This is a genomic window from Nonomuraea maheshkhaliensis (assembly GCF_039529435.1).
Classification (GTDB): Bacteria; Actinomycetota; Actinomycetes; order Streptosporangiales; family Streptosporangiaceae; genus Nonomuraea; species Nonomuraea maheshkhaliensis.
Genome location: NZ_BAAAMU010000025.1, coordinates 73497 through 93178 on the forward strand (window position 1 = coordinate 73497; position 19682 = coordinate 93178).

The 19682-nt window shown below is 66.1% G+C and carries 21 protein-coding genes; 12 read left to right on the top strand and 9 right to left on the bottom strand.

Features of this window, described 5'->3' with window-relative positions:
* Window position 1: 1 nt before the first annotated feature.
* Window positions 2-547, bottom strand: coding sequence for an ATP-binding protein (locus tag ABFX54_RS19175; RefSeq protein WP_346106570.1), 546 nt, complete (start codon window positions 545-547; stop codon window positions 2-4).
* Window positions 548-699: 152 nt separating this feature from the next.
* On the opposite strand from ABFX54_RS19175, the gene ABFX54_RS19180 reads away from it, so the two are divergent.
* The 5 genes from ABFX54_RS19180 (at window position 700) to ABFX54_RS19200 (ending at window position 5553) form a co-directional block, all read left to right on the top strand.
* Window positions 700-1557 carry a helix-turn-helix domain-containing protein gene (locus tag ABFX54_RS19180; RefSeq protein WP_346106572.1) on the top strand — a complete coding sequence of 286 codons (858 nt, stop codon included), beginning with the start codon at window positions 700-702 and terminating at the stop codon, window positions 1555-1557.
* A gap of 18 nt (window positions 1558-1575) precedes the next feature.
* Complete coding sequence (locus tag ABFX54_RS19185; protein ID WP_346106574.1) at window positions 1576-1785, top strand: DUF397 domain-containing protein; 210 nt, start codon at window positions 1576-1578, stop codon at window positions 1783-1785.
* Window positions 1786-2431: 646 nt separating this feature from the next.
* Window positions 2432-3118, top strand: a complete 687-nt coding sequence (locus ABFX54_RS19190) for a hypothetical protein (RefSeq protein WP_346106576.1) — start codon at window positions 2432-2434, stop codon at window positions 3116-3118.
* A 435-nt stretch (window positions 3119-3553) separates the two neighbouring features.
* Entirely contained in the window at window positions 3554-3904 is a 351-nt protein-coding gene (locus ABFX54_RS19195; protein WP_346106578.1) for an effector-associated constant component EACC1, read from the top strand.
* Window positions 3901-5553 carry a caspase, EACC1-associated type gene (locus ABFX54_RS19200; protein ID WP_346106580.1) on the top strand — a complete coding sequence of 551 codons (1653 nt, stop codon included), beginning with the start codon at window positions 3901-3903 and terminating at the stop codon, window positions 5551-5553. Before ABFX54_RS19195 ends, ABFX54_RS19200 begins: the two co-directional genes overlap by 4 nt.
* Window positions 5554-5669: 116 nt before the next feature.
* Here the strand turns inward: ABFX54_RS19200 and ABFX54_RS19205 are convergent, their stop codons facing one another.
* The gene (locus tag ABFX54_RS19205) at window positions 5670-6131 is read right to left on the bottom strand and encodes a helix-turn-helix domain-containing protein (RefSeq protein WP_346106582.1); all 462 of its coding nucleotides are present in this window, start codon (window positions 6129-6131) and stop codon (window positions 5670-5672) included.
* A gap of 118 nt (window positions 6132-6249) precedes the next feature.
* Between ABFX54_RS19205 and ABFX54_RS19210 the strand changes: the two genes are divergently transcribed.
* Entirely contained in the window at window positions 6250-7152 is a 903-nt protein-coding gene (locus ABFX54_RS19210) for a YDG/SRA domain-containing protein (protein ID WP_346106584.1), read from the top strand.
* Window positions 7153-7240: 88 nt separating this feature from the next.
* On the top strand, window positions 7241-7588 hold the full coding sequence (locus ABFX54_RS19215) for a hypothetical protein (RefSeq protein ID WP_346106586.1): 348 nt from the start codon (window positions 7241-7243) through the stop codon (window positions 7586-7588).
* Between the two features lie 115 nt (window positions 7589-7703).
* On the opposite strand, the gene ABFX54_RS19220 is transcribed toward ABFX54_RS19215, so the two are convergent.
* Window positions 7704-7955 (bottom strand): GntR family transcriptional regulator, encoded by a 252-nt coding sequence (locus ABFX54_RS19220; protein WP_346106587.1) that lies wholly within the window; start codon window positions 7953-7955, stop codon window positions 7704-7706.
* Window positions 7956-8550: 595 nt separating this feature from the next.
* Between ABFX54_RS19220 and ABFX54_RS19225 the strand changes: the two genes are divergently transcribed.
* The gene (locus ABFX54_RS19225) at window positions 8551-8733 is read left to right on the top strand and encodes a hypothetical protein (protein WP_346106589.1); all 183 of its coding nucleotides are present in this window, start codon (window positions 8551-8553) and stop codon (window positions 8731-8733) included.
* Between the two features lie 394 nt (window positions 8734-9127).
* On the opposite strand, the gene ABFX54_RS19230 is transcribed toward ABFX54_RS19225, so the two are convergent.
* On the bottom strand, window positions 9128-9706 hold the full coding sequence (locus tag ABFX54_RS19230) for a DUF6461 domain-containing protein (RefSeq protein ID WP_346106591.1): 579 nt from the start codon (window positions 9704-9706) through the stop codon (window positions 9128-9130).
* 41 nt (window positions 9707-9747) lie between these two features.
* Window positions 9748-10491: a DUF429 domain-containing protein gene (locus ABFX54_RS19235; RefSeq protein WP_346106593.1), complete on the bottom strand. Its 744-nt coding sequence runs from the start codon at window positions 10489-10491 to the stop codon at window positions 9748-9750.
* Between the two features lie 550 nt (window positions 10492-11041).
* Between ABFX54_RS19235 and ABFX54_RS19240 the strand changes: the two genes are divergently transcribed.
* On the top strand, window positions 11042-11587 hold the full coding sequence (locus ABFX54_RS19240; protein WP_346106594.1) for a hypothetical protein: 546 nt from the start codon (window positions 11042-11044) through the stop codon (window positions 11585-11587).
* Window positions 11588-11655: 68 nt separating this feature from the next.
* Window positions 11656-12942, top strand: coding sequence for an ArsB/NhaD family transporter (locus ABFX54_RS19245; RefSeq protein WP_428834538.1), 1287 nt, complete (start codon window positions 11656-11658; stop codon window positions 12940-12942).
* Here the strand turns inward: ABFX54_RS19245 and ABFX54_RS19250 are convergent.
* The 4 genes from ABFX54_RS19250 to ABFX54_RS19265 are packed head-to-tail and all read right to left on the bottom strand — an operon-like array spanning window position 12935 to window position 17151.
* On the bottom strand, window positions 12935-13399 hold the full coding sequence (locus ABFX54_RS19250; RefSeq protein WP_346106598.1) for a nuclear transport factor 2 family protein: 465 nt from the start codon (window positions 13397-13399) through the stop codon (window positions 12935-12937). The two genes, ABFX54_RS19245 and ABFX54_RS19250, sit on opposite strands and share 8 nt — an antisense overlap.
* A gap of 37 nt (window positions 13400-13436) precedes the next feature.
* On the bottom strand, window positions 13437-15710 hold the full coding sequence (locus ABFX54_RS19255; RefSeq protein ID WP_346106600.1) for a xanthine dehydrogenase family protein molybdopterin-binding subunit: 2274 nt from the start codon (window positions 15708-15710) through the stop codon (window positions 13437-13439).
* Complete coding sequence (locus ABFX54_RS19260) at window positions 15707-16696, bottom strand: FAD binding domain-containing protein (RefSeq protein ID WP_346106602.1); 990 nt, start codon at window positions 16694-16696, stop codon at window positions 15707-15709. Before ABFX54_RS19260 ends, ABFX54_RS19255 begins: the two co-directional genes overlap by 4 nt.
* Entirely contained in the window at window positions 16693-17151 is a 459-nt protein-coding gene (locus ABFX54_RS19265; RefSeq protein WP_346106651.1) for a (2Fe-2S)-binding protein, read from the bottom strand. The genes ABFX54_RS19260 and ABFX54_RS19265 overlap by 4 nt, the downstream gene beginning before the upstream one ends.
* A gap of 121 nt (window positions 17152-17272) precedes the next feature.
* Here ABFX54_RS19265 and ABFX54_RS19270 point away from each other — a divergent pair, with 121 nt between their 5' ends.
* Both ABFX54_RS19270 and ABFX54_RS19275 read left to right on the top strand, forming a co-directional pair.
* On the top strand, window positions 17273-17938 hold the full coding sequence (locus tag ABFX54_RS19270) for a TetR/AcrR family transcriptional regulator (RefSeq protein ID WP_346106603.1): 666 nt from the start codon (window positions 17273-17275) through the stop codon (window positions 17936-17938).
* A gap of 126 nt (window positions 17939-18064) precedes the next feature.
* On the top strand, window positions 18065-19663 hold the full coding sequence (locus ABFX54_RS19275) for a cellulase family glycosylhydrolase (protein ID WP_346106605.1): 1599 nt from the start codon (window positions 18065-18067) through the stop codon (window positions 19661-19663).
* The last annotated feature ends 19 nt before the right edge of the window (window positions 19664-19682 follow it).

Here is a 19682-nt window from a genome sequence, read left to right on the forward strand (position 1 = left end):
ATCAGACCCGCCAATCCGCCGCCGAGAAAACGGTCCGCGACGACCGCCCGGCAATGACCCGGCAACTCCCACAGACCGACTCCAGCAGCGGAACCTCCTCCCACTCCAGGCCACCACCGTGAGCGCCCGCATACGACAAATCCGCCCACACCACCCGCCCCTCTTCGTCCCCCGCCACCCCGAGCCTGTCGGCGAGCGCGACGACTATGGAGAGCCCTCGCCCGCTCTCCACCAGGAGCTCCTCCCCACCTGACCGAACCACAGGCTCATCCCACCCCCCGGCCTCCTTAACCGCGACCCGAGCTGCATCCCCGTCCGACCAGATGCCGACGGTGAAGACACCACCCGCCGACCTGCTGTGCAGAATCGCGTTGCCGGCCAGCTCGACCAGACACGCGATCGCGTCATCACGCACTCGGGAGTGTTCGAGCAGCGCACCGGCAAGCCGCCGCACGTTCGCCAACTGCTCGCCCTCATCGGGGAAGTCACCCCGCCACGCCATCCCGTACATCCGCCCGCCCTCCCACCGTCGCACGGCGACGTCCATCCATCAGCCCGTACGAGATCGACGCTCTGTCACGCTGCGCAACCACTCCGATACTGACATGCGCGATGCAAATTTGCACAGCGAAGACCTGCACACCTCTGAGATGCATGGTGCAGGTGTAACCTTCGGGACAGCCGATCGAGGTGGTGAGCATGAGCGGGAAGCGCGGGGTGACGCTCCGGGCCCAGTGGCTCGGTAAGCATCTGCGAGAACTACGCGAACACGCGGGCCTCACGCTCAAGGACACCGGGGAGTACCTCCAACGCGACGGCTCGACGGTCAGTCGCTTCGAGGCGGGCCTGTACCCGGCCCGCACCTCCGACGTGCTCGCCCTCCTCGACCTGTACGGCGTCACTGCACCCCAGGAACGCGACGGCCTGGTTCGCCTGAGCCGCGACGTATGGCAGAACGGCTGGTGGGACGACTACTCGGGAGACGTGTCCCACGGCATCGTGGACTACGCCTGGCTGGAGGCCCGCGCCGAGAGCATCACGTCCTTCGACACCCTGGTGCTCCCCGGCCTGCTCCAGACACCCGCCTACATGGAAGCCGTCATTCGCGCGGAAGACCCGGACGCGACCGACGAGCAGGTCGAGCGCTGGCTGGAGTTCCGCCGCACCAGACAGGAAATCCTGACCAGCGGCGCCCCTCGCCTCTCCACGATCCTGGACGAATACGTACTCCGCCGCTCGATCGGCGGGCCGGAGACCATGCGCAACCAACTGGCCCATCTCGCGCAGTACGCCTTGACCGCCGACGTCGAGATACGCGTCCTACCGCTCGCCGCGGGAGCCCACGCCAGCCCGGACGGCGCCTTCCGCATCTTCCAACTCGCCCACCCCTTCCCTGCGGTCGCGTACGTCCCAACCCCGGCCGGCGCGATCTACGTCGAGGGAGATGCCGCCGACAGGCTTAAGCTGAAATACGACCGCATACGACGCAAAGCTCTCAGCACCGAGGACTCGCTGAAGCTGATCGCAACGGTCACGGAGAGCCTCGCCAACGTCTAGGGACGGAGCCACTCGATCATGACCACCCCCGAGATCGCCTGGCACATCAGCACATTCAGCGCCGACGGCGGCGGAAACTGCGTCGAGGCCGGTCCGTTTCAGGACGGCTCGGGCAGGGTGGCCGTCCGACACAGCAAGCACCAGGACGCCGTCATCATCTACACCCAGGCCGAGTGGCAGGCCTTCCTGGCCGGCGTCCACGCGGGGGAATTCAACTTCACCGATTAGCCACCCAAAGAACAACGGCGCCCACATGGCAGTATGCGGAGGAGGCAGTGGCGCTACTGTCGACCCCGCTCCTGCGGATGAAAAGGGGAACTGCATCCGTGAAGCGGTGTTTCGCCCTGATAGCGCAGCAGCTCTCGCACTATTGGCGGCAACTGCGATCGCCATACCGGTACCACAATCATCCTCGGCTCAATACCGGGCTAAGGTTAGGCTGATCAGCGGTCCGGACTTGTTCCCCGAAGATGCTGGAAATCCCCGTGACGCAGCCGAGCGATCTATCGCCGAAGCCGTTCGACGAGAAGCTCTCCAGGATCCGCCCGTCTTGATAGACCAGTTCGAGAAAGCAATGGGCCGTGCTGGAGAATTGCTCCGCAGGAACGAGCCGCTGCTCCGGCCTGCGATGGAGAAAGTTGGACTGGACGCCTCAGCCCTGATCGCCATGCGAAAGGTCGAAGGCTGGATCCGTTCGAGAAGTCATGAACCCCTCGCACGGATGGCTGGCCTCCTCGCCTGCGCACTGATCTTGATAGCGGCATGCCAGCAGGGCAGGCCGCTGGCCGTGGACACAGCTCCTCTGCCGTCAGTGGCCGGCCCTCCTTACCTTTGCAACCACGTACCGGAGGCTGCGGCCAGGTTGATGACAGGTGTGCGCGATCCCATCGTGGTTGGCGCTCTCACGGAGCCGCGCGACGAGGCCGGCCACGGCACCTGCGGCCTGTACCAGCCGGCAGGTGAACGGGTACAGCTACTGCGTATCACCCTCGATACCGGGGGGATCCGCGGCCAAGTCGATGAGTACCTCAAAGACGGCGGGAAGCCGCTACCTGCGATCGTGCCCGACGGCTACGGGGCCTACATCAAGGACCCCGAGCAGGAAACGCACATCGCCGCGATTCTCGTCAGGGGAAAGGCGCGCCTCTTGGTCGGCCTCGGTCAAGGATCCACCGGCAGGGATAGCGCCGGCGACATGGTGGCGTTCCTGAAGCTGATAGCTCCGAAACTCCTCGCCGTCACCGGCACGCCGTCCTCCAACCCCTCCCAAAGACGGGGAACTGAGCCGATGCCCGAGATGGTGCCAAATCCGCTGCGTGAGGTGCTGCAGGATACGCTGAAGACGATCGAGCCCCTACTCCATGAGATGAGAAACGCGCTCGATACGCCCTTCAAGAACTTCCACACCGGCAAGGTCTGGACGGGGCCGGTTGCGAAAGCCTTCGACGGCGAGCTTGATCGCCACAACGGGCGGGTCAATCTCCGATGGCTGATCACACCCACCCCAGCCGAGGTACCTGAGCAGCAGGCGCTGGAGATCACCCGCCGGTACAACCTGTAGCCGCCTCGGCACTGAGCAGGCAGTGATCACCGAGAGCCACAGGACCGGGACTGTCTACGCGGCCTGATCTCCGAAGAAGCCATCGTGCACGCCACCGACCTCAAAGAAATTCGGCGCGATTGGCAGTGAGCCAGGTGAACCGTTCTCGTATTTCCTGGTCACAGATCCCCTTCAGTTTCATGTTCACGGGATCACCTGCAGCGCTAGCGTCGACCAGCCTGCCAGAATACAACCTTGCCACAGACATACGTAGTTGCATTTGGGAGGATGTTAGGGCCATCGCGCCTGCGTCGTGGACGCTCGAAGACGCCGTCACGCAGCCTGTCTAACTGCCGGGTTGCGCGAGGTGCCCGTTTTTCTCGTTTTGATGCTCATGTGAGGTGGGTGCCGGTAGTATCCCGGATGAGGATTCGTCGTGGATTGGTGGGGATTGTGATGGATGAAACGGTGAAGCTTCGGATGAGCGGAGATTTTGCCGAGCAGGAACTCCGGTCGCTCTACGATTGGCTGATGAGGGACCTCGATGCTCTTGACTATATGGATGTGCGCCTGCAGTCTAAGGATCCGGAGCCCGGTGAGATGGGTGACACTCTCGATCTCATCGCACTGGCCGTGACAAGCGCATTGCAATGGCCCGCCTTCATCGAGGCGCTATCGCAGTGGCGTGGAACGCGGCAGCATCGCCCACAGGTGACCATTGAACGTGGGGGGACCACTGTCGTGGTATCTGAGGCGGAGTCGGAACTCGTGGTTCAGATTCTCAAGGCGTTGGAGGAGAACGATTGAATCTCCCTGATCCCTTAACTTCGCGTGCCGTGCTGATTGGCACGAGCAAGTACACCTATCTAGCGTCTCTCCCTGCCGTTGAAAACAACCTGACGACATTGGGCGGTCTCCTTCAAAGATCCGACCTGTGGGGACTGCCGGCGGAACACTGCACGATTGTCCATAATCCCACCACGGTAGATGCCATGATGGATCCACTGTGGCAGGCTCGAGAAGAGGCGAAAGATACTCTTATCGTGTACTTCGCCGGCCATGGATTGATGCATTCCGTGGAGAGTGATCTGTATCTCACTCTAGTAGACTCGCATAAGGACCGCATGTACAGTGCGGTGGCCTATGACACGGTACGAAACGAGCTGCGAGCGAGTCGCGCACGGCGCAAAATCGTCATCCTAGACTGTTGCTACAGTGGTCTTGCTCTATCGCTAATGGGCGCCGAAGATAGCACGGAGCGTGTCGCTAATAATGCCCGTGTTACCGGCACATACTTGATGACGGCGACGGCCGAAAACAAGACAGCGCTCGGCGGTCTCGACACCTATACAGCCTTCACTGGTGAGCTCATACATCTCATTAGCAATGGAATCCCGGAACAGCCTGAGTTTCTAGAGCTGGATACAATTTTCCAACATGCGCGCGAGTCGCTGCGGGATAAGGGCCTTCCTATCCCGCAGAAGCGCGAGTCGAACTTTGCAGCGCACCTCGCCTTGGTGCGTAACTGCGCACATAAAAGCCAGCAACGTATCACGACAAAAGAGTTTTACGGTGTCATCGAAGGGATCCGACCGGGGACCATTTTCGAGAGCCGTCGAGCTCTGCACGACGCAGGTGTTCACCGCCCGTTGCAGGCAGGCATCTGCGGCACTGCTGAGCGAGGCGGCGCCGAGTCCATCGTCGTTTCGGGCGGTTACAAGGACGATGAGGATTACGGGGATGTGATCATCTACACCGGACATGGTGGGCGTGATCCTAATACTGGCGTGCAGGTCAAAGACCAGTCGGCAGACGACTCGGGCAATGCTGCTCTCATCAAGAGCATTATGACTGGACTGCCAGTTCGGGTCGTTCGTGGTGCTGGGGGCCACAAGAATTTCTCGCCGCCAGCTGGCTATAGTTACGACGGGATCTTCACGGTAGCCGATTACTGGACCAAACGCGGCGTCGATGGGCCTACCGTCCTCCAGTTCCGGCTTGAGCAGATAGATGACGGGTCGCCCAAAAAGACTAAGGCACGCCATCTGAGTCGCAAACTTTCCCCCGGGCGTAGGGAAGAGGTCGCTCCAGGAGTCTATGCGGATAGGCTGATCGCGACGGAACTAAAGCAAGTTTACGACCATGCATGTCAGGTATGCGGCACCGTGCTAGAAGTACCAGGTGGCCTACGCATTGCCGCCACCGTGCATATCCGTGGGCGAGAGCAGCCTCACTTGGGGCCTGATAGCAAAGACAACATGCTTTGCCTGTGCCCCAACCATCGAGACCTTTTTAAATATGGGGCGATCACCATTGAGGATGATTACAGCGTAATTGATCGTACGGATGGCGAGACAATCGGTAAGCTTGTGCTGAAGCATGATGTTGATCGTGAGCATCTTCGCTATCATCGCCAGCATCACACTCTTGGTTCCGGCGGCTCGGCGGGGAGTTGAATGCCCTCCATCCCTCCACCACCCTGGGACGGGGAGAGCAGGTCGCCATCCTGGTCACGCGTTGGCAGCGTGGGCAGAGGCACGTGCTGGTGATCCCGGTGGCTCACATCCTCCCGTTATGGACATGGCCCCGGCGGAGGACCAGCAATTGATGAGCGCCGTGCGGCGGGCGGCCGGATGTTCATGCCGTGCACGTGGTGCTTGTCGGAGAAGTACGGCCGGTCGGCCTTGATCCGGTCGGTGCAGATCAGAGTGCTGTCCAGCACCAGATAGTGCAGCCCGTCCCGCTTCGCCTGGCGCAGTGCTTGGCCGAGCTTGGGTAAGCGGGCCGACAGCAGTGCCACTGTCTCGTCCACGTATCGGCACGCGGTTGCCGTCGATGCCCCGAAGCCGGCGCCGCGTTCGGCGTAGGTCTCGCCCTTGCGCAGGTAGACCAGCACCAGCAGGGCCTGCCGGCCAGATTGAGCCGCCGCCAGGGCGACCTCATCGTCTTGCCGTGCCTGCGGATCACCCCGAAGAGGTAGTTCAAACCGACGGCAGCACATAAGAAGTGGAGTTGGCCAGGGCAACTTCACCATTCTCCTCCTAGGCCGCAGTCGCCTAGAGAAGCGACAATCGTGGACACTTGCTGCCCACCCAGCCCAAACCACATCGAACTCGCGTGCATCTGTCGCGCCCAAATGGCATGATCATGCAGTGGCATATATCAGGACATTCGGTGAGATCCCCGGCAACTCCGAAGGCACGCTTTACGTCGATCGAGAAGAGTTGCGCCTAGCCGGGCTCCACGCACACAAACAGAACGGGATCTCCGGCACGGAAGCCGAGGGCGCTGACGCCATTGTATTGAACGGCGGATACCCGGACGACTGGGACGAAGGCGACTTAATCATATATACAGGGCAAGGTGGGCAGGATGCGAGAAAGCGGCAGGTAGCCGATCAAACCATCACTCGCGGCAATGCTGGCCTCGTTAGAAGTCAGATGGAGCGACTGCCCGTACGAGTGATCCGCGGGCACGAAGAGAAGTCCGAGCACGCCCCAACCGAAGGCTACCGGTACGACGGCTTATATCGCGTAGTGCGACACTGGTTCAAGACACGTGCTGATGGATTCCGCGTACTCCAGTTCCGGCTGGAGAAAATCACTGAAGCAGAGACCTTACCTGACCTGCCGCAAGACATCGATGTCGGCGATTTAGGATCGCAATCGACCTCCGACGGCCTCGTGAGTCGCACTGAGCGAGTCACCCAGCGGCTCAATCGGAAAGTGAGCGTGGTAAGAAACATCAAGAAGTGGCACAACGATATTTGCCAGGTCTGCGATACAACAATCGAGTTGCCTGGTGGCCCTGCCAGCGAAGTAGCCCATATCCAGGGCCTAGGCGAGCCACACAATGGGCCGGACCGCGAAGAGAACGCGCTCTGTCTCTGCCCGAACGACCACCTACGATTCGATTACGGCGCAATCTACTTGAACGATGACCTGAAGGTCATAGATGCCAAAACCGGGCAAGCCATCGGTGCGCTGAGAACTCACCCGAAGCACTCCATCGACCTCCGATACGTCCGGCAACACCGAAGCTATTGGACCAAATGACTGCTCAGGACAGGTGCCGCCTTCCTGCGGGACGGGGCAGTTGGGAAGCGCCATCCCCCAAGGTGGCCAGTTGGCGTAATCTTCGACCATGCAAGAATCACCCGGCGACGGCCTCGACGCCACTCGCGACAAAGCTGCCAGCGGAGTAAAGCGACTCAAAGCATTCACTGTCACTATCGCCGGCTCTGAGCGTGAGGATGGTGAGGAGCCTTACACGTGGGTCGTGGAGGCTTCCGATATCACCAGCGCGATCAGCAAGGCAACGGATCACCATGCACGTTCCCAGGAGGAGCGAGTATGCGATCTAGAGCTTGTCCCTCGTCACACTTTCGAAGGTGTTCCTTGCGCCAATTGTGGCTACCACTGGAACGACCTGCGAACCAGGGAGTCGCTGCATGGTGCCGGCGAGGAAGAGGTCACGAAGATGCAGCTGTAAGGCAGCTTTTCAATAAGTGAGAAACCAACTAGACGAGGGCTCCTACAATGCACGGCAGTTGACCGGCTCAAATATCCTGCGTTGCAGCTTTGACTAAGGTATCCGTGGGGACAGGCTAGTCAGCCCATTGGCTCGACTCCGCCACAAAGCTGCCCATGCCGCGCACGGTGAAGATGAGCCCTCGTCCCCGAAGAATCATCGTCGCCTTACGCGCCGTCTCACGCGCCACCCCGAACTCCTGCACGAGGCGCACCTCGTAAATGGGATGCTTCGGCGGATACTCTCCCACCCGTATGCGCCTCTCCACTTCCTCAGCTATCTGCGCTGATTTGGGGCTCGTGGGATCAAACTGCCACTCTTCCTCCATACCCAGGACTGTAGAAGCCCGCCCTTACCCTCTGACGTTAGCCTCTGCCCATTGACAAGGGTAGACATGCATAGGCATGTGACGTAGCCTGCTTCGTGGTTCCCTTCGTCCCTGGCAAGAGCCCGGCCCTCCGCATCATGGCGACGAGCCCGTTCTCTAAGGCTCTTGATGCTTGCCAGGACCTGCCACTGCACTCGAAAGCAGGAGGTCTCCCTTGAGTGAGGTAATCGCAGAGGTTCGATTCACACCTCTACTGGTGGCCGCAGTGCAGTCCGCGGTCGAACCTACGAGCAGGCCGTGGCCGCGTGAGTCCCAAGCTTTTCCCTGCCACAGTCTGCTGATGGCGGGGCGCCATCACCTCTCCAGCCGAGCCACCTCCGGGGCTACGAACGTGCCGCGGCCTGGACCGTGACAACCCTGCCTTCCTCCCTGGTCAATCGTCACGGGAGAACACGGTAAGGACGTTCTGCCATGACCGCACGTTGGATGTGGAACATACGTGCTGGCCGAAGGACGTGTTCATCAAGTCAACGGGCCCGCCTCAGCGATGGAAGCGCCGAGACGGGCCCTTGATCGGACGTAGGAGGTCCGACCCATGGGAAACACAACCACAGAAGTTCGGTTCACGCCCCTGCTGGTGGCGGAAGTGCGGGCCGTGTTGGTGAGGCACGGATATCGGCTGCCGGATGAAGGCGACCGCGTGCGGGGGCTCGTTGTGGCACGGGTCGACTTGGCGCTCAGGAACCTCGTCGAGATCTTCGAAGGGAGGACCTGGTGAGCGTATCCGACGAAGTCCCGGATCATCACGGCCGGCACGTCCAGCCGCCCCGGCCTGACCAAGCCCGAGTGGCCTGGTACGAACCGGCTCGGCGGGTGCCGCGGATCCGGGTTTCTGTGCACACCTGCAGCTGTCAGGCGACGGTGTGAGAGCTGTGTGCCGCCGGTGGCCAGGGCTTCGTCCGGCGTACGGACCGTGCAGGGAAGACCGTGCAGGAGACCGCCTGGATGGCCGCCGCTGCCGCGAGGCGGGTCTTCGAGCTGATTCTGGGCGGGAGAATCGCGTGACAGTGCGCGGCGGGTGGGCCTCTCGCTTGTCCGCCGCGCCCATGTCGCTCGGGTCGTTCCGACCGTGACTCTGCGGTTCCTCCTCGTCAGCCCTTATGGGCTGCTGGTCACCAAGCCAGGAAGTCCTCCTCTGGCTCGGGGACGACGCCGGAGAGGTAGGTGGCCTGTTCCAGGAGGCTCGGGGTCAGTTTGATGCCGGTGAGGTGTTCGGCCAGGAGGAACATCGGGCCGTCGTGGGGGTTGGTGAAGTCGGGGTAGTGAGTGTCGATCTCGCGCATCAGCGGTACGAGTTCGTCGGGCACCGGCTTCATGTAGCCCTCCTGGGCGATGAAGCAGAAGCGGAGCTCGCCGTCCTCCAGCCAGTAGAAGTAGTCGAGGGCCTTGATGTCGAGGCAGTGGTGGGAGACGAGGCGCGTGCCGGCGGATAAGCGGGTGATGACGCTGCCGGTGAGGCCGAGCTCCGAGTTCATCTCGACGATCACCGTCCAATCGCCGATGGATGTGATGCCGAGGCGCGCTCCGGGCGGGCCGGGGGCGGTGTCGTACAGATCGTGGAACGACGCCGAGGTGAAGGTCTCGGGGTGGCCGCCGAGTTTGAGGATCACCTGCTCCGGCGTGAGACCTCGGACATAGGTGATGCAGCCGCCTGTTTCGGCGAGGACTTCGTAGTCGTCGTCTGGTGTCATCTCGGCATGGTGGCAGGTGGGGCTGACAGAATCGGCGCTGGTCAGGGTGTCTGGATGAGGTCGTTCAGGGGTGTGGTGGGCAGGGCGATCCAGCCTTCGGCGGCTGCGGTCTCCGAGTGTTCCGGGGGTGGGGTGGTGGCGAGGCCTAGGGCGGCGGCGCGGGCTGCCAGGGCGCAGATGACGGCGTCGGTGGCGTCGGCGGAGGTGCGGCACAGGGCTTCGTGGCCGGCCAGGTCCAGCCAGGGGGCCGCTCTCTTGAGGCGGTCTACGAGCACGTTCAGTTCGGTGGGGCGTTTGTAGCTCTGGTGCGGGAGGTTCCAGAGTCTGAGGGTGGCGGCTGGGTAGACCTCCACGGCCGCGCCGGTTCCGCGGCGGTCCACAGGGTGGCCTTGGGCGGCGAGGGTTGAGAGTAGGGCGGCGCAGCGCATCGTGGTGTGGCCGATGCGGTCGGCTGAGGCGCTCAGGGGGCGGCGGCCGGTTCGGGCCTCCACCGCCTGGTCCGTGACGCGATGGGTCAGGTCGTGGCGCCAGATCAGGCCGGGTACGTCCTGGGGCACTGTGACGTGGCCTGTTCGGTGGGCGGTGATGAAGTCGATGAACTTGATCGGCCAGCCGAAGGGGCAGTCGATGCCGGTTTTGGTGGCTGTGGTGATGGCTTCGAGGAGGAGGTCGTCTTTTGCCCCGAGGACGAGGCGGGTGACTTGGGCGCCGTTGGATGACCAGGTGAGCCAGGCCACGGCTGTGCGTGGAGGTTCTGCTGCGAGATCGATGCCTGCTGTCAGCACCTCTCAAGGGTAGGGACGGAGGTTGAGGTTCAGGGGTGGCGGGCTGTCCGGAGGTCGAGGTTCGGGGTACGGCGATCGAGGGTTCAGGCGGAAGTGGGGCCTGGCTCAGCCTGCGGGATCGAGGCCCACACCACGGGTCCGGGGTCCAGGCCGGGGCCGGGAGCCGGGAAATCGAAGGTCTGGGCCGGGGCCTCGGCCTGAATCTGGGTCTGGCAATCGGAGGAGGCGGAGCAGGGCCGGGGCTTCGTGGCCCAGGCCGGGGGTCCGGGGGCCGGGAGGCGCCCGGACAGGGGATGTGGGGGCCGGGAGGCGCCCGGACAGGGGGTGTGGGGGCCGGGACAGGGGGTGTGGGGGAGCATGGCTCCCCCACCAGGCGCAGCCCGAAGCCCACGGCGCGCCCCCGTGTGGAGGACCGAGCAGTTGGGACTGAGGGGCGTGCTTACTGTGGGTGATGGGTTTGCGGGAATGAGTTATCTGACGTGGTGGGGGCGGTTATCTTGGGTGGCCCGTGGCATCCGTACCGCCGGAAACGAGAGCGCTGACACCCCTTATGGACGAGCATGTCATCAGCATCGGGTGGGTCGACGCACCCGATGAGATCGCCTTTCACGACTATGCCGAAGGGACCTACAACTCCTTCTCCTGTAGTTGCGGGTTGCCGCTGGCCGATCGGGATGCCGCCGCGCGGCACGCGTCCGAGTACGGGCGGTGCGTGATGTGTCTTGGCAGTGGGGAGATTCCGATCAATCCTCGTGACACGGGTGGTTGTGGGAGTTGTGGTGGGTCGGGGCGGGCTGAGCCGAATGCCGGGGCCGGTCGGGTCATGGTGCATGCGCGGGTGACCGAGAGCTTCATCCGGGAGGTGGCGGAGTTGCTGCCTGAGGAGTTCGGGCTCACGGACGTGGTGGGGGTGCTGGAAAGGCGTATGCCGCAAGGGAGTGGTGGGGTTGAGGCGGTGTTGTCGGTGGCGGCGGGGCTGATTCGGTATCTGGAGGTTCGGGGGGAGATCGTGTTGTGTACGGTGCCGGATTTTCTGCCGGGGGATGAGGTGGAGCAGCGTTATGACGATCCCCGGTGGATTCGCGTCCCTCGATGACCCTCTGGCGGCGCCCCAAGGCGGGGTGCGGTTCGCTGAGGGGTGGTTGATAGGTTGCGCGCGTGACGATCACGGCGTGGGTGGCGGTGGCCGTCTTTATGGGCGCGTACACGCTGATCGCCACCGAAAAGGTGCACCGCGTGGCCGCGGCGCTCGCCGGGGCGGGGATCATGTTGCTGATCCACGCCACCGACGCCGGCGCCGCGTTCTTCGACGAGCGATCCGGCATCGACTGGAACGTGATCTTCCTGCTGCTCGGCATGATGGTCATCGTCGGCGTGCTGAAGCAGACCGGGGTGTTCGAGTTCCTGGCCATCTGGGCGGCCAAGCGGGCCAGGGGGCGGCCGTACCGGCTGATGGTGTTGCTCGTGGTGATCACGGCGAGCGCGTCGGCGCTGCTGGACAACGTGACGACCGTGCTGCTGATCGCGCCGGTGACGTTCCTGGTGTGCGAACGGCTGGCGTTGCCGGTGGCGCCGTACCTGATCGCCGAGGCGATGGCGTCGAACATCGGCGGCGCGGCCACGCTGGTCGGCGATCCGCCGAACATCATCATCGCCAGCCGCGGCGGCCTGACCTTCAACGACTTCCTCGTGCACCTGGCGCCGCTGATCGTGGTGCTGATGGTGGTGTTCGCGGTGTTGTGCAGGTGGTTGTTCAGGAAGTCGTTCAGGTACGACCCCGACCTCGCGGCCGAGATCATGACGTTGAACGAGCGTGAGGCCATCGCGGACCGGCGGCTGCTGTGGCAGTCGCTGGTCGTGCTGGCGCTGGTGATGGCGGCGTTCGTGCTGCATCCCGTGCTGCACTACGAGCCGAGCGTGGTCGCGTTGCTGGGCGCCGGGGTGCTGGTCGCGGCGACGAAGGTGACGACCGAGGACGCCATCCGCGAGGTGGAGTGGCCGACGCTGGTGTTCTTCGCGGGGCTGTTCGTGATGGTGGGGGCGCTGGTGGAGACCGGTGTCATCGGCGAGATCTCGAAGGCGGCGGCGGAGGCCACGCAGGGGCAGCTCGGGCTGGCCACGATGCTGCTGTTGTGGGCCTCGACGGGGCTGTCGGCGGTGATCGACAACATCCCGTACGTGGCCACGATGAGCCCCATCGTCGCCGACCTCGTGCAGGCGAACGGCGGCGGCGAGCACGCCCAGGTGCTCTGGTGGGCCCTGGCGATCGGGGCCGACCTGGGCGGGAACGCGACGGCGGTGGGGGCGGCGGCCAACGTGGTGATCATCGGCATCGCCGCCCGTAACGGCACCCCCATCTCCTTCTGGCAGTTCACTCGGTATGGGCTGGTGGTCACGTTCGTCACCGTGGCGTTCTCGACGCCCTACCTGTGGTTCCGATATCTCATCTGAGTGGCAGCACGTCCACGCCGTGCTCCGGCTCCGGGCGCGTGCCGAAGATGCGCCGCTCCGACTCCGTGATCCGCACGTCGTTGATGCTCGCCTCCCTGCGCCGCATCAATCCCGCCTCGTCGAACTCCCACTGCTCGTTCCCGTAACTGCGCCACCACTGCCCCGAGGCGTCATGGCACTCGTACTGGAACCGCACCGCGATGCGGTTCCCGAGCACGCCCCACAGCTCCTTCCGCAGCGCGTAGTCCAGCTCCCTGTCCCACTTGCGCCGCAGAAAAGCCCTCACCTCGTCGCGCCCGGTCACGAACTCGGCGCGGTTGCGCCAGACCGTGTCCTCCGTGTACGCCATCGCGACCCGGTCGGGGTCGCACGTGTTCCAGGCGTCCTCGGCGGCCTGGACCTTGAGCCGGGCGCTCTCCTCGGTGAACGGCGGGAACGGCGGACGTGACATGGGCAACTACCTCCTCGACGAGCGTCGACACAGCAGCCTAGAGCTACAGCAGCTTGTCGAGCGTGATCGGCAGGTCCGCGACACGCTTGCCCGTCGCGTGGCGCACGGCGTTGGCCACAGCCGCGGCGACCCCCGTGATGCTCACCTCCCCGATCCCGCGCAGGCCCAGCGGCATCGTCGGGTCCGGCTCGTTCAGCCACTCCACGTCGATGTGCGGAACGTCGGCGTGCACCGGCATGTGGTACTCCGACAGGCTCGGGTTGACGACACGCCCGGTGCGGGGGTCGATCAGGGTGTGCTCCGACAGCGCCAGGCCGAGGCCCATCACGATCCCGCCGCGCAGCTGGCCGGCCGCCGTCCTGGCGTTGACGATGGTGCCGGCGTCGAAGACGCCGAGCCAGCGCGACACCCGTACCTCCATGGTGTCGGGATCGACCCGCACCTCGCAGAACTGCGCCCCGGTCGCCGCCTTCACCCACTTCCTGCGCTCGCGCAGGAACTTGGTCATGAAGGTCAGCGTGTTCGACTTGACCCCGGCCTCCACGTGGTCGCGGCCGGCGGCGGAGAGGATCTCCTTGTAGGTGAGGCCGCGGTCCCCGGCGTAGAGTCCTCCGTCTCGGGCCTGCACGTCGGCGGGGCGGGTGCCGCTCAGGGGTGAGCCGGGTGCGCGGCGGGCCAGGCCGGTCAGCGTGCGCTTGAGCTTGGCGCAGGCGGCTATCACGCCCGCCGCGGCGGTCGCGGTCTGCATCGAGCCGCCTGCCCCCGGGCCCGGCGGCAGGTCGGAGTCGCCGTACTCCACGCGTACCTTCTCCAGCGGCAGGCCCATCTCGTCGGCGGCGATCTGGGCCTGTACGGTCGCCGTCCCCATGCCCATCTCTTGCAGGCCGCAGCGCACCACGAGCGTGCCGTCGGCCTCCAGCCGCACGGTCATGCTCGCCATCATCTGCAGCGACGGGTGGTAGGCCGTGGCCACCCCCATGCCGACCAGCCATTTCCCGTCGCGCATGGCCCCGGCCTGAGGATCGCGCCGACTCCAGCCGAACCGCTCGGCCCCCAGCGCGTACGCCTCCCGCAGCCGCCGCCCCGAGAACTCCTGCCCGCCCAGCGGATCGCGCTCGGGCTCGTTGCGCATGCGCAGCTCGATCGGGTCCATGCCCAGTTCCCAGGCCAGCTCGTCCACGGCCGACTCCATCGCGAAGGTGCCGATGGACTCGCCGGGGGCCCGCATGAACGTGTTGGCCAGCAGGTCGAGCTGGACCACGTTCTGCTGCAGGTGGATGTTGGGGGCGGCGTAGAGGTGCCGGGAGCCGGAGGTGATCTGCTCCCCCGAGCCGCCGGTGCGGCCGGTCCTGGACACGCTGGTGTGGATCAGCGCGGTCAGCCGGCCGTCCGCGTCCGCGCCCAGGGCGACCCGCTGGGTGCTGGCGGTGCGCCCGCCGACCGTGTGGTAGACGCTCTCGCGGGTGAGCGCCAGCCGTACGGCGCGGCCGGTCACCCGTGCGGCCAGGACGGCGAGCAGCGTGCCCGCCCAGACCGAGCCTTTCCCTCCGAAACCACCGCCGACGTGGGGCGACAGGATCCTGATCGACTTCTCCGGCACGCCGAACCGCAGGGCCAGGTGCCGGCGCGTCCAGGCGATGTTCTGCGTGCCCTCGTGCAGCGTCAGCCGGTCTCCGTCCCAGACCGCGGTGGAGGCGTGCGGCTCGATCGCGTTGTGGCTCTGCGGCGGCGTCGAGAAGGTCAGGTCGACCGCGTACGGCGCGGCGGCCAGCGCGGCCGGCGCGTCCCCCTTGTTCGCCGATGCCTCGGAGATCAGGCTGCTCTTCTGCGGGACGGCCTTGTGCTGCTCCGCCTCGAAGGAGGTCGCGGCGGGCAGCTCCTGGTACGAGGGCCGCACCAGCGACGCCGCGTACCGGGCGGTCTCCAGCGTCTCGGCGACCACGACGGCGATCGGCTGGCCGTTCCAGTGCACCTCGTCGGTGCCCAGGTAGTTGACCGTGGTGCCGGAGACCATCGAGCTGAGGTCGAGGACGCTGCGCTTGGGCGGCGGTTTCATGGCCGGGACGTTCTCGTGGGTGAGCACGTCGATCACGCCGCGCACCGCGCGCGCCGCCGCCGTGTCGATGGCGGTGACGCGGCCGCGCGGGATCGTGGCGTGCACGAGCGCCGCGTAGGCCAGGTCGGGGTAGGAGTGCTCGGCGGCGTAGCGGGCCTGGCCGGTGGCCTTGGCCGGGCCGTCGACCCGGTCGACCGCGCGGCCGACGTACTTCGCGGACTCGGTCGTGGCCGGCTCGGCCTCGGCGTACTTGATGCTCATCGCACGGCCCCTTCCTTGCTCAGCTCGCGCAGCGTGGCCACGATCGTGGAGGTGGCGAGCGCGGTCTTGAACGCGTTGCCGTCGCGTACGCTCGCCACGGCCAGTTCGGCCTCGGCCGCGCGCCGGAGCGCCGCCTCGTCGGCCGGGCCGCCGGTCAGCAGCCGCTCGGCCTCGCGGGCGCGCCAGGGTTTGGGGGCGACGCCGCCGAGCGCCAGCCGGGCCAGCGTCACCGTGCCGTCGCTCACCTCCAGCGCGGCGGCCACCGAGACCAGGGCGAACGCGTACGAAGCCCGGTCGCGGACCTTGCGGTAGCGGGAGTTCGCCGGGGTCGGCGGCAGCTCGACCGCGGTGATGAGCTCGCCGGGGGCCAGGTCGGTCTCGATCTCGGGGGTGTCGCCGGGGAGCCGGTGCAGGTCGGTCACCGGGACGCGGCGGGTGCCGCCGGTGCCGCGTACCTCGACGACGGCGTCCAGGGCGGCCAGCGCCACGCACATGTCGGAGGGGTGGGTGGCGATGCAACTGTCGCTGACGCCCAGGATCGCGCAGCTCCGGTTGAACCCGTCGAGCGCGTCGCAGCCGCTGCCGGGCTCGCGCTTGTTGCAGGCGGAGGCGGTGTCGTAGAAGTAGAGGCAGCGGGTGCGCTGGAGCAGGTTGCCGCCCACGGTGGCCATGTTGCGCAGCTGGCCGGAGGCGCCCGACAGCAGCGCCTGCGACAGCGCCGGGTAGCGGTCTCGCACGCGCGGGTCGGCGGCCAGGGTGCTGTTGCGGACGAGGGCGCCGATGCGCAGCCCGCCGTCGGGCAGGTCCTCGACCGTGTCGAAGGGCAGCCCGGTGACGTCCACGACCGTCTGCGGCTGCTCGATGCCCTCGCGCATCAGGTCGACCAGGTTGGTGCCGCCGCCGAGGAACTTGGCGCCCGGCTCGGTGGCGGCGGCGTGCAGGGCGGCCTCTACGTCGGCCGGCTTGACGTAAGCGAACGGTTTCACCGGGCCACTTCCATGATCGCGTCCACGATGCCGTTGTAGGCGCCGCAGCGGCACAGGTTGCCGCTCATCCGCTCCCTGACCTCGTCCTCGCTCAGCTCGCCCGAGCCGCCGGCCGCGCTGGGCATGCCGGCCGCGTGCTCGGCCAGCATGCCGATGGCCGAGCAGATCTGGCCGGAGGTGCAGTAGCCGCACTGGAGGCCGTCGTTGCGGACGAACGCCTCCTGCAGCGGGTGGTCCACGCCCTCGATCGTGGTGATCTCGCGGCCGTCGTACTGGACGGCCAGGGCCAGGCAGGAGTTGATCCGCACGCCGTCGGCCAGCACCGTGCAGGCGCCGCAGGCGCCCTGGTCGCAGCCCTTCTTCGGCCCGGTCACGCCGAGGCGTTCGCGCAGCGCGTCGAGCAGGCTCACCCATGGCTCGACGTCGAGCGCGGCGACGTCGCCGTTCACCTTCATCCTGATCTCGGTCACTCGCCATCTCTTTTCTGTACCGGTGTATTCGGGACGCTAACAGAACACCGTACCCTTAACAAGTGAACGGCGTTCCCTTAAGTAAGGCCAGTATGCTGAGACGGACATGACGAGGGCGGCATTCCGCCGGGCCAGGCGGCCCGAGCACAAGCAGCAGCGACGCGAGGCGATCCTTGACGCCGCGCGCGAGCTGGCCCGCACCTCCGGCGTGCGCAACGTCAGCCTGGGCGCGGTCGCCGAGGCCGTCGGGCTGGCGAAGTCCAACATCGTGCGCTATTTCGGCACCCGCGAGGAGATCTACCTGGAGCTGGCCGCCGAGGAATGGCGGCAGTGGGCCGACACCGCCACTCCCCGCCTGCGGGCGGCCGACGGCGCGGGCGAGGCGGTGACCGTGCTGGCCGAGACGATCACCGAGCGGACGCTGCTCTGCGACCTGCTCGGCCACACCTCCACCAGCCTCGAACACAACGTCTCCGTCGAGGCCGCCCGCACGTTCAAGCGTGCGATCATCACGATCGTCACCGAGCTGGGCGCCGAGGTGGCGGCGGTCAGCGATCTGACCGAGCGGGAGGGCCTGGAGCTGGTCGCCGCCGCGAGCAGCCTGGCCAGCACGCTCTACCCGGCGGCCAACCCGCCGCCCACGCTGGTCCAGGTCTACGCCGAGGACCCCGAGCTGGCCGCCCTGTGCCCGGTGCTGCTGCCCACGCTCGTCCGCGGGCTCAAGGCCCTGGCCGCGGGCCTGCCGACCCTCAGGGACGAACGGTCGGAGTGAAAGTTTCACCCCGGTCCAGGCGTTCCTGACCGCCTTCGGGTGGCTTTCTGGACGTCACGGCTGATTCCGCAGAGCATGTGCCCCGTGCAGGACCTAACCGGTTAACGGCAGCAGAAGGGCACCCTCATGACCAACCGACTCGGGCCCGCCACGGCGGCGCTCCTGTCGCTCCTGATCTCGATGCTCATCGCCCCGGCTCCCGCGCACGCGGCTGTCGGGTTACGGGTCAGCGGCACGAGAATCCTGGAGGCGAACGGGAACGCGTTCGTCATGCGCGGCGTCAGCCACGCGCACACCTGGTACACCGGCCAGACCGGCTCCTTCGCCGACATCAAGGCCCTGCGCGCCAACACCGTGCGCGTGGTGCTGAGCGGCGGCCGGTGGCCCGCCAACGGGGCGGCCGACGTGGCCAACGTCGTCTCCCTCTGCCGGCAGAACCGGTTAATATGCGTGCTCGAAAACCACGACACCACCGGGTACGGCGAGCAGAGCGGGGCGTACCCGCTGGACCAGGCCGTCGACTACTGGAACAGCGTCAAGAGTGCCCTCACCGGCACCGAGGACTTCATCGTGGTCAACATCGGCAACGAGCCGATCGGCAACAACAACGCCTCCTCCTGGACCGCCGCGACCACCGGCGCGATCAGCCGGATGCGCGCGCTCGGCTTCCAGCACCTGCTGATGGTGGACGCGCCCAACTGGGGCCAGGACTGGCAGTTCACCATGCGCGACAACGCCCAGGCCGTCGCCGCCGCCGACCCGCAGCGCAACACCGTCTTCTCCATCCACATGTACGGCGTCTTCGACACGGCCGCCGAGATCAACGCCTATCTGAACGCCTTCCAGAGCGCCGGCCTGCCGCTGGTCATCGGGGAGTTCGGGCACAACCACTCCGACGGCGACCCCGACGAGGACACGATCATGGCGCAGGCGCAGTCACGCGGCCTCGGCTACATCGGCTGGTCCTGGAGCGGGAACGGCGGCGGCGTCGAATACCTCGACATGGTCACCGACTTCAACGCCGCTAGCCTGACCTCGTGGGGGCAGCGCATCTTCAACGGCACGAACGGCATCGCCGCGACCTCGCGCGAAGCCACGTTCTTCGGCGGCGGCATCCCCGACACCACCGCCCCGACCACGCCCGGCACCCCCTCGGCGACCGGCGTGACCGCCACCGGCGCCACCCTGACCTGGGCGGCCAGCACGGACGCGGGCGGCTCGGGGCTGGCCGGGTACGACGTCTACCGCAAGCAGGGCAGCACCGACACACTGCTCGGGCAGAGCGCCACCACCTCGATCGCCCTCTCCGGGCTGAGCCCGGCCACCCGGTACGAGGTCTACGTCCGCGCCCGCGACGGGGCCGGCAACCTGTCGGGCAACTCGGCCACCACGGCGTTCACCACCACCTCGGGCGGGGGCGGCGGTTGCACGGCCACCGGGTCGGTGCAGAGCCAGTGGGGCAACGGGTACGTGGTGCAGGCCACGGTCACCAACACCGGCACCGCGCCGGTCACCGGCTGGACGGTCACCTTCACGCTGCCGTCCGGGCACACGATCGCCGGCTCCTGGAACGCCACGCTGACGACCAGCGGGCAGACCGTGACGGCCCGCAACGCCGGCTACAACGGCAACCTGGGGGCGGGCGGCTCGACCGGCTTCGGCTTCCAGGTCACCCGCCCCGGCGGCACCGCCACCGTGAGCTCGTACACCTGCGCCGCCTCCTGACCACCTTGTGACAAACCCC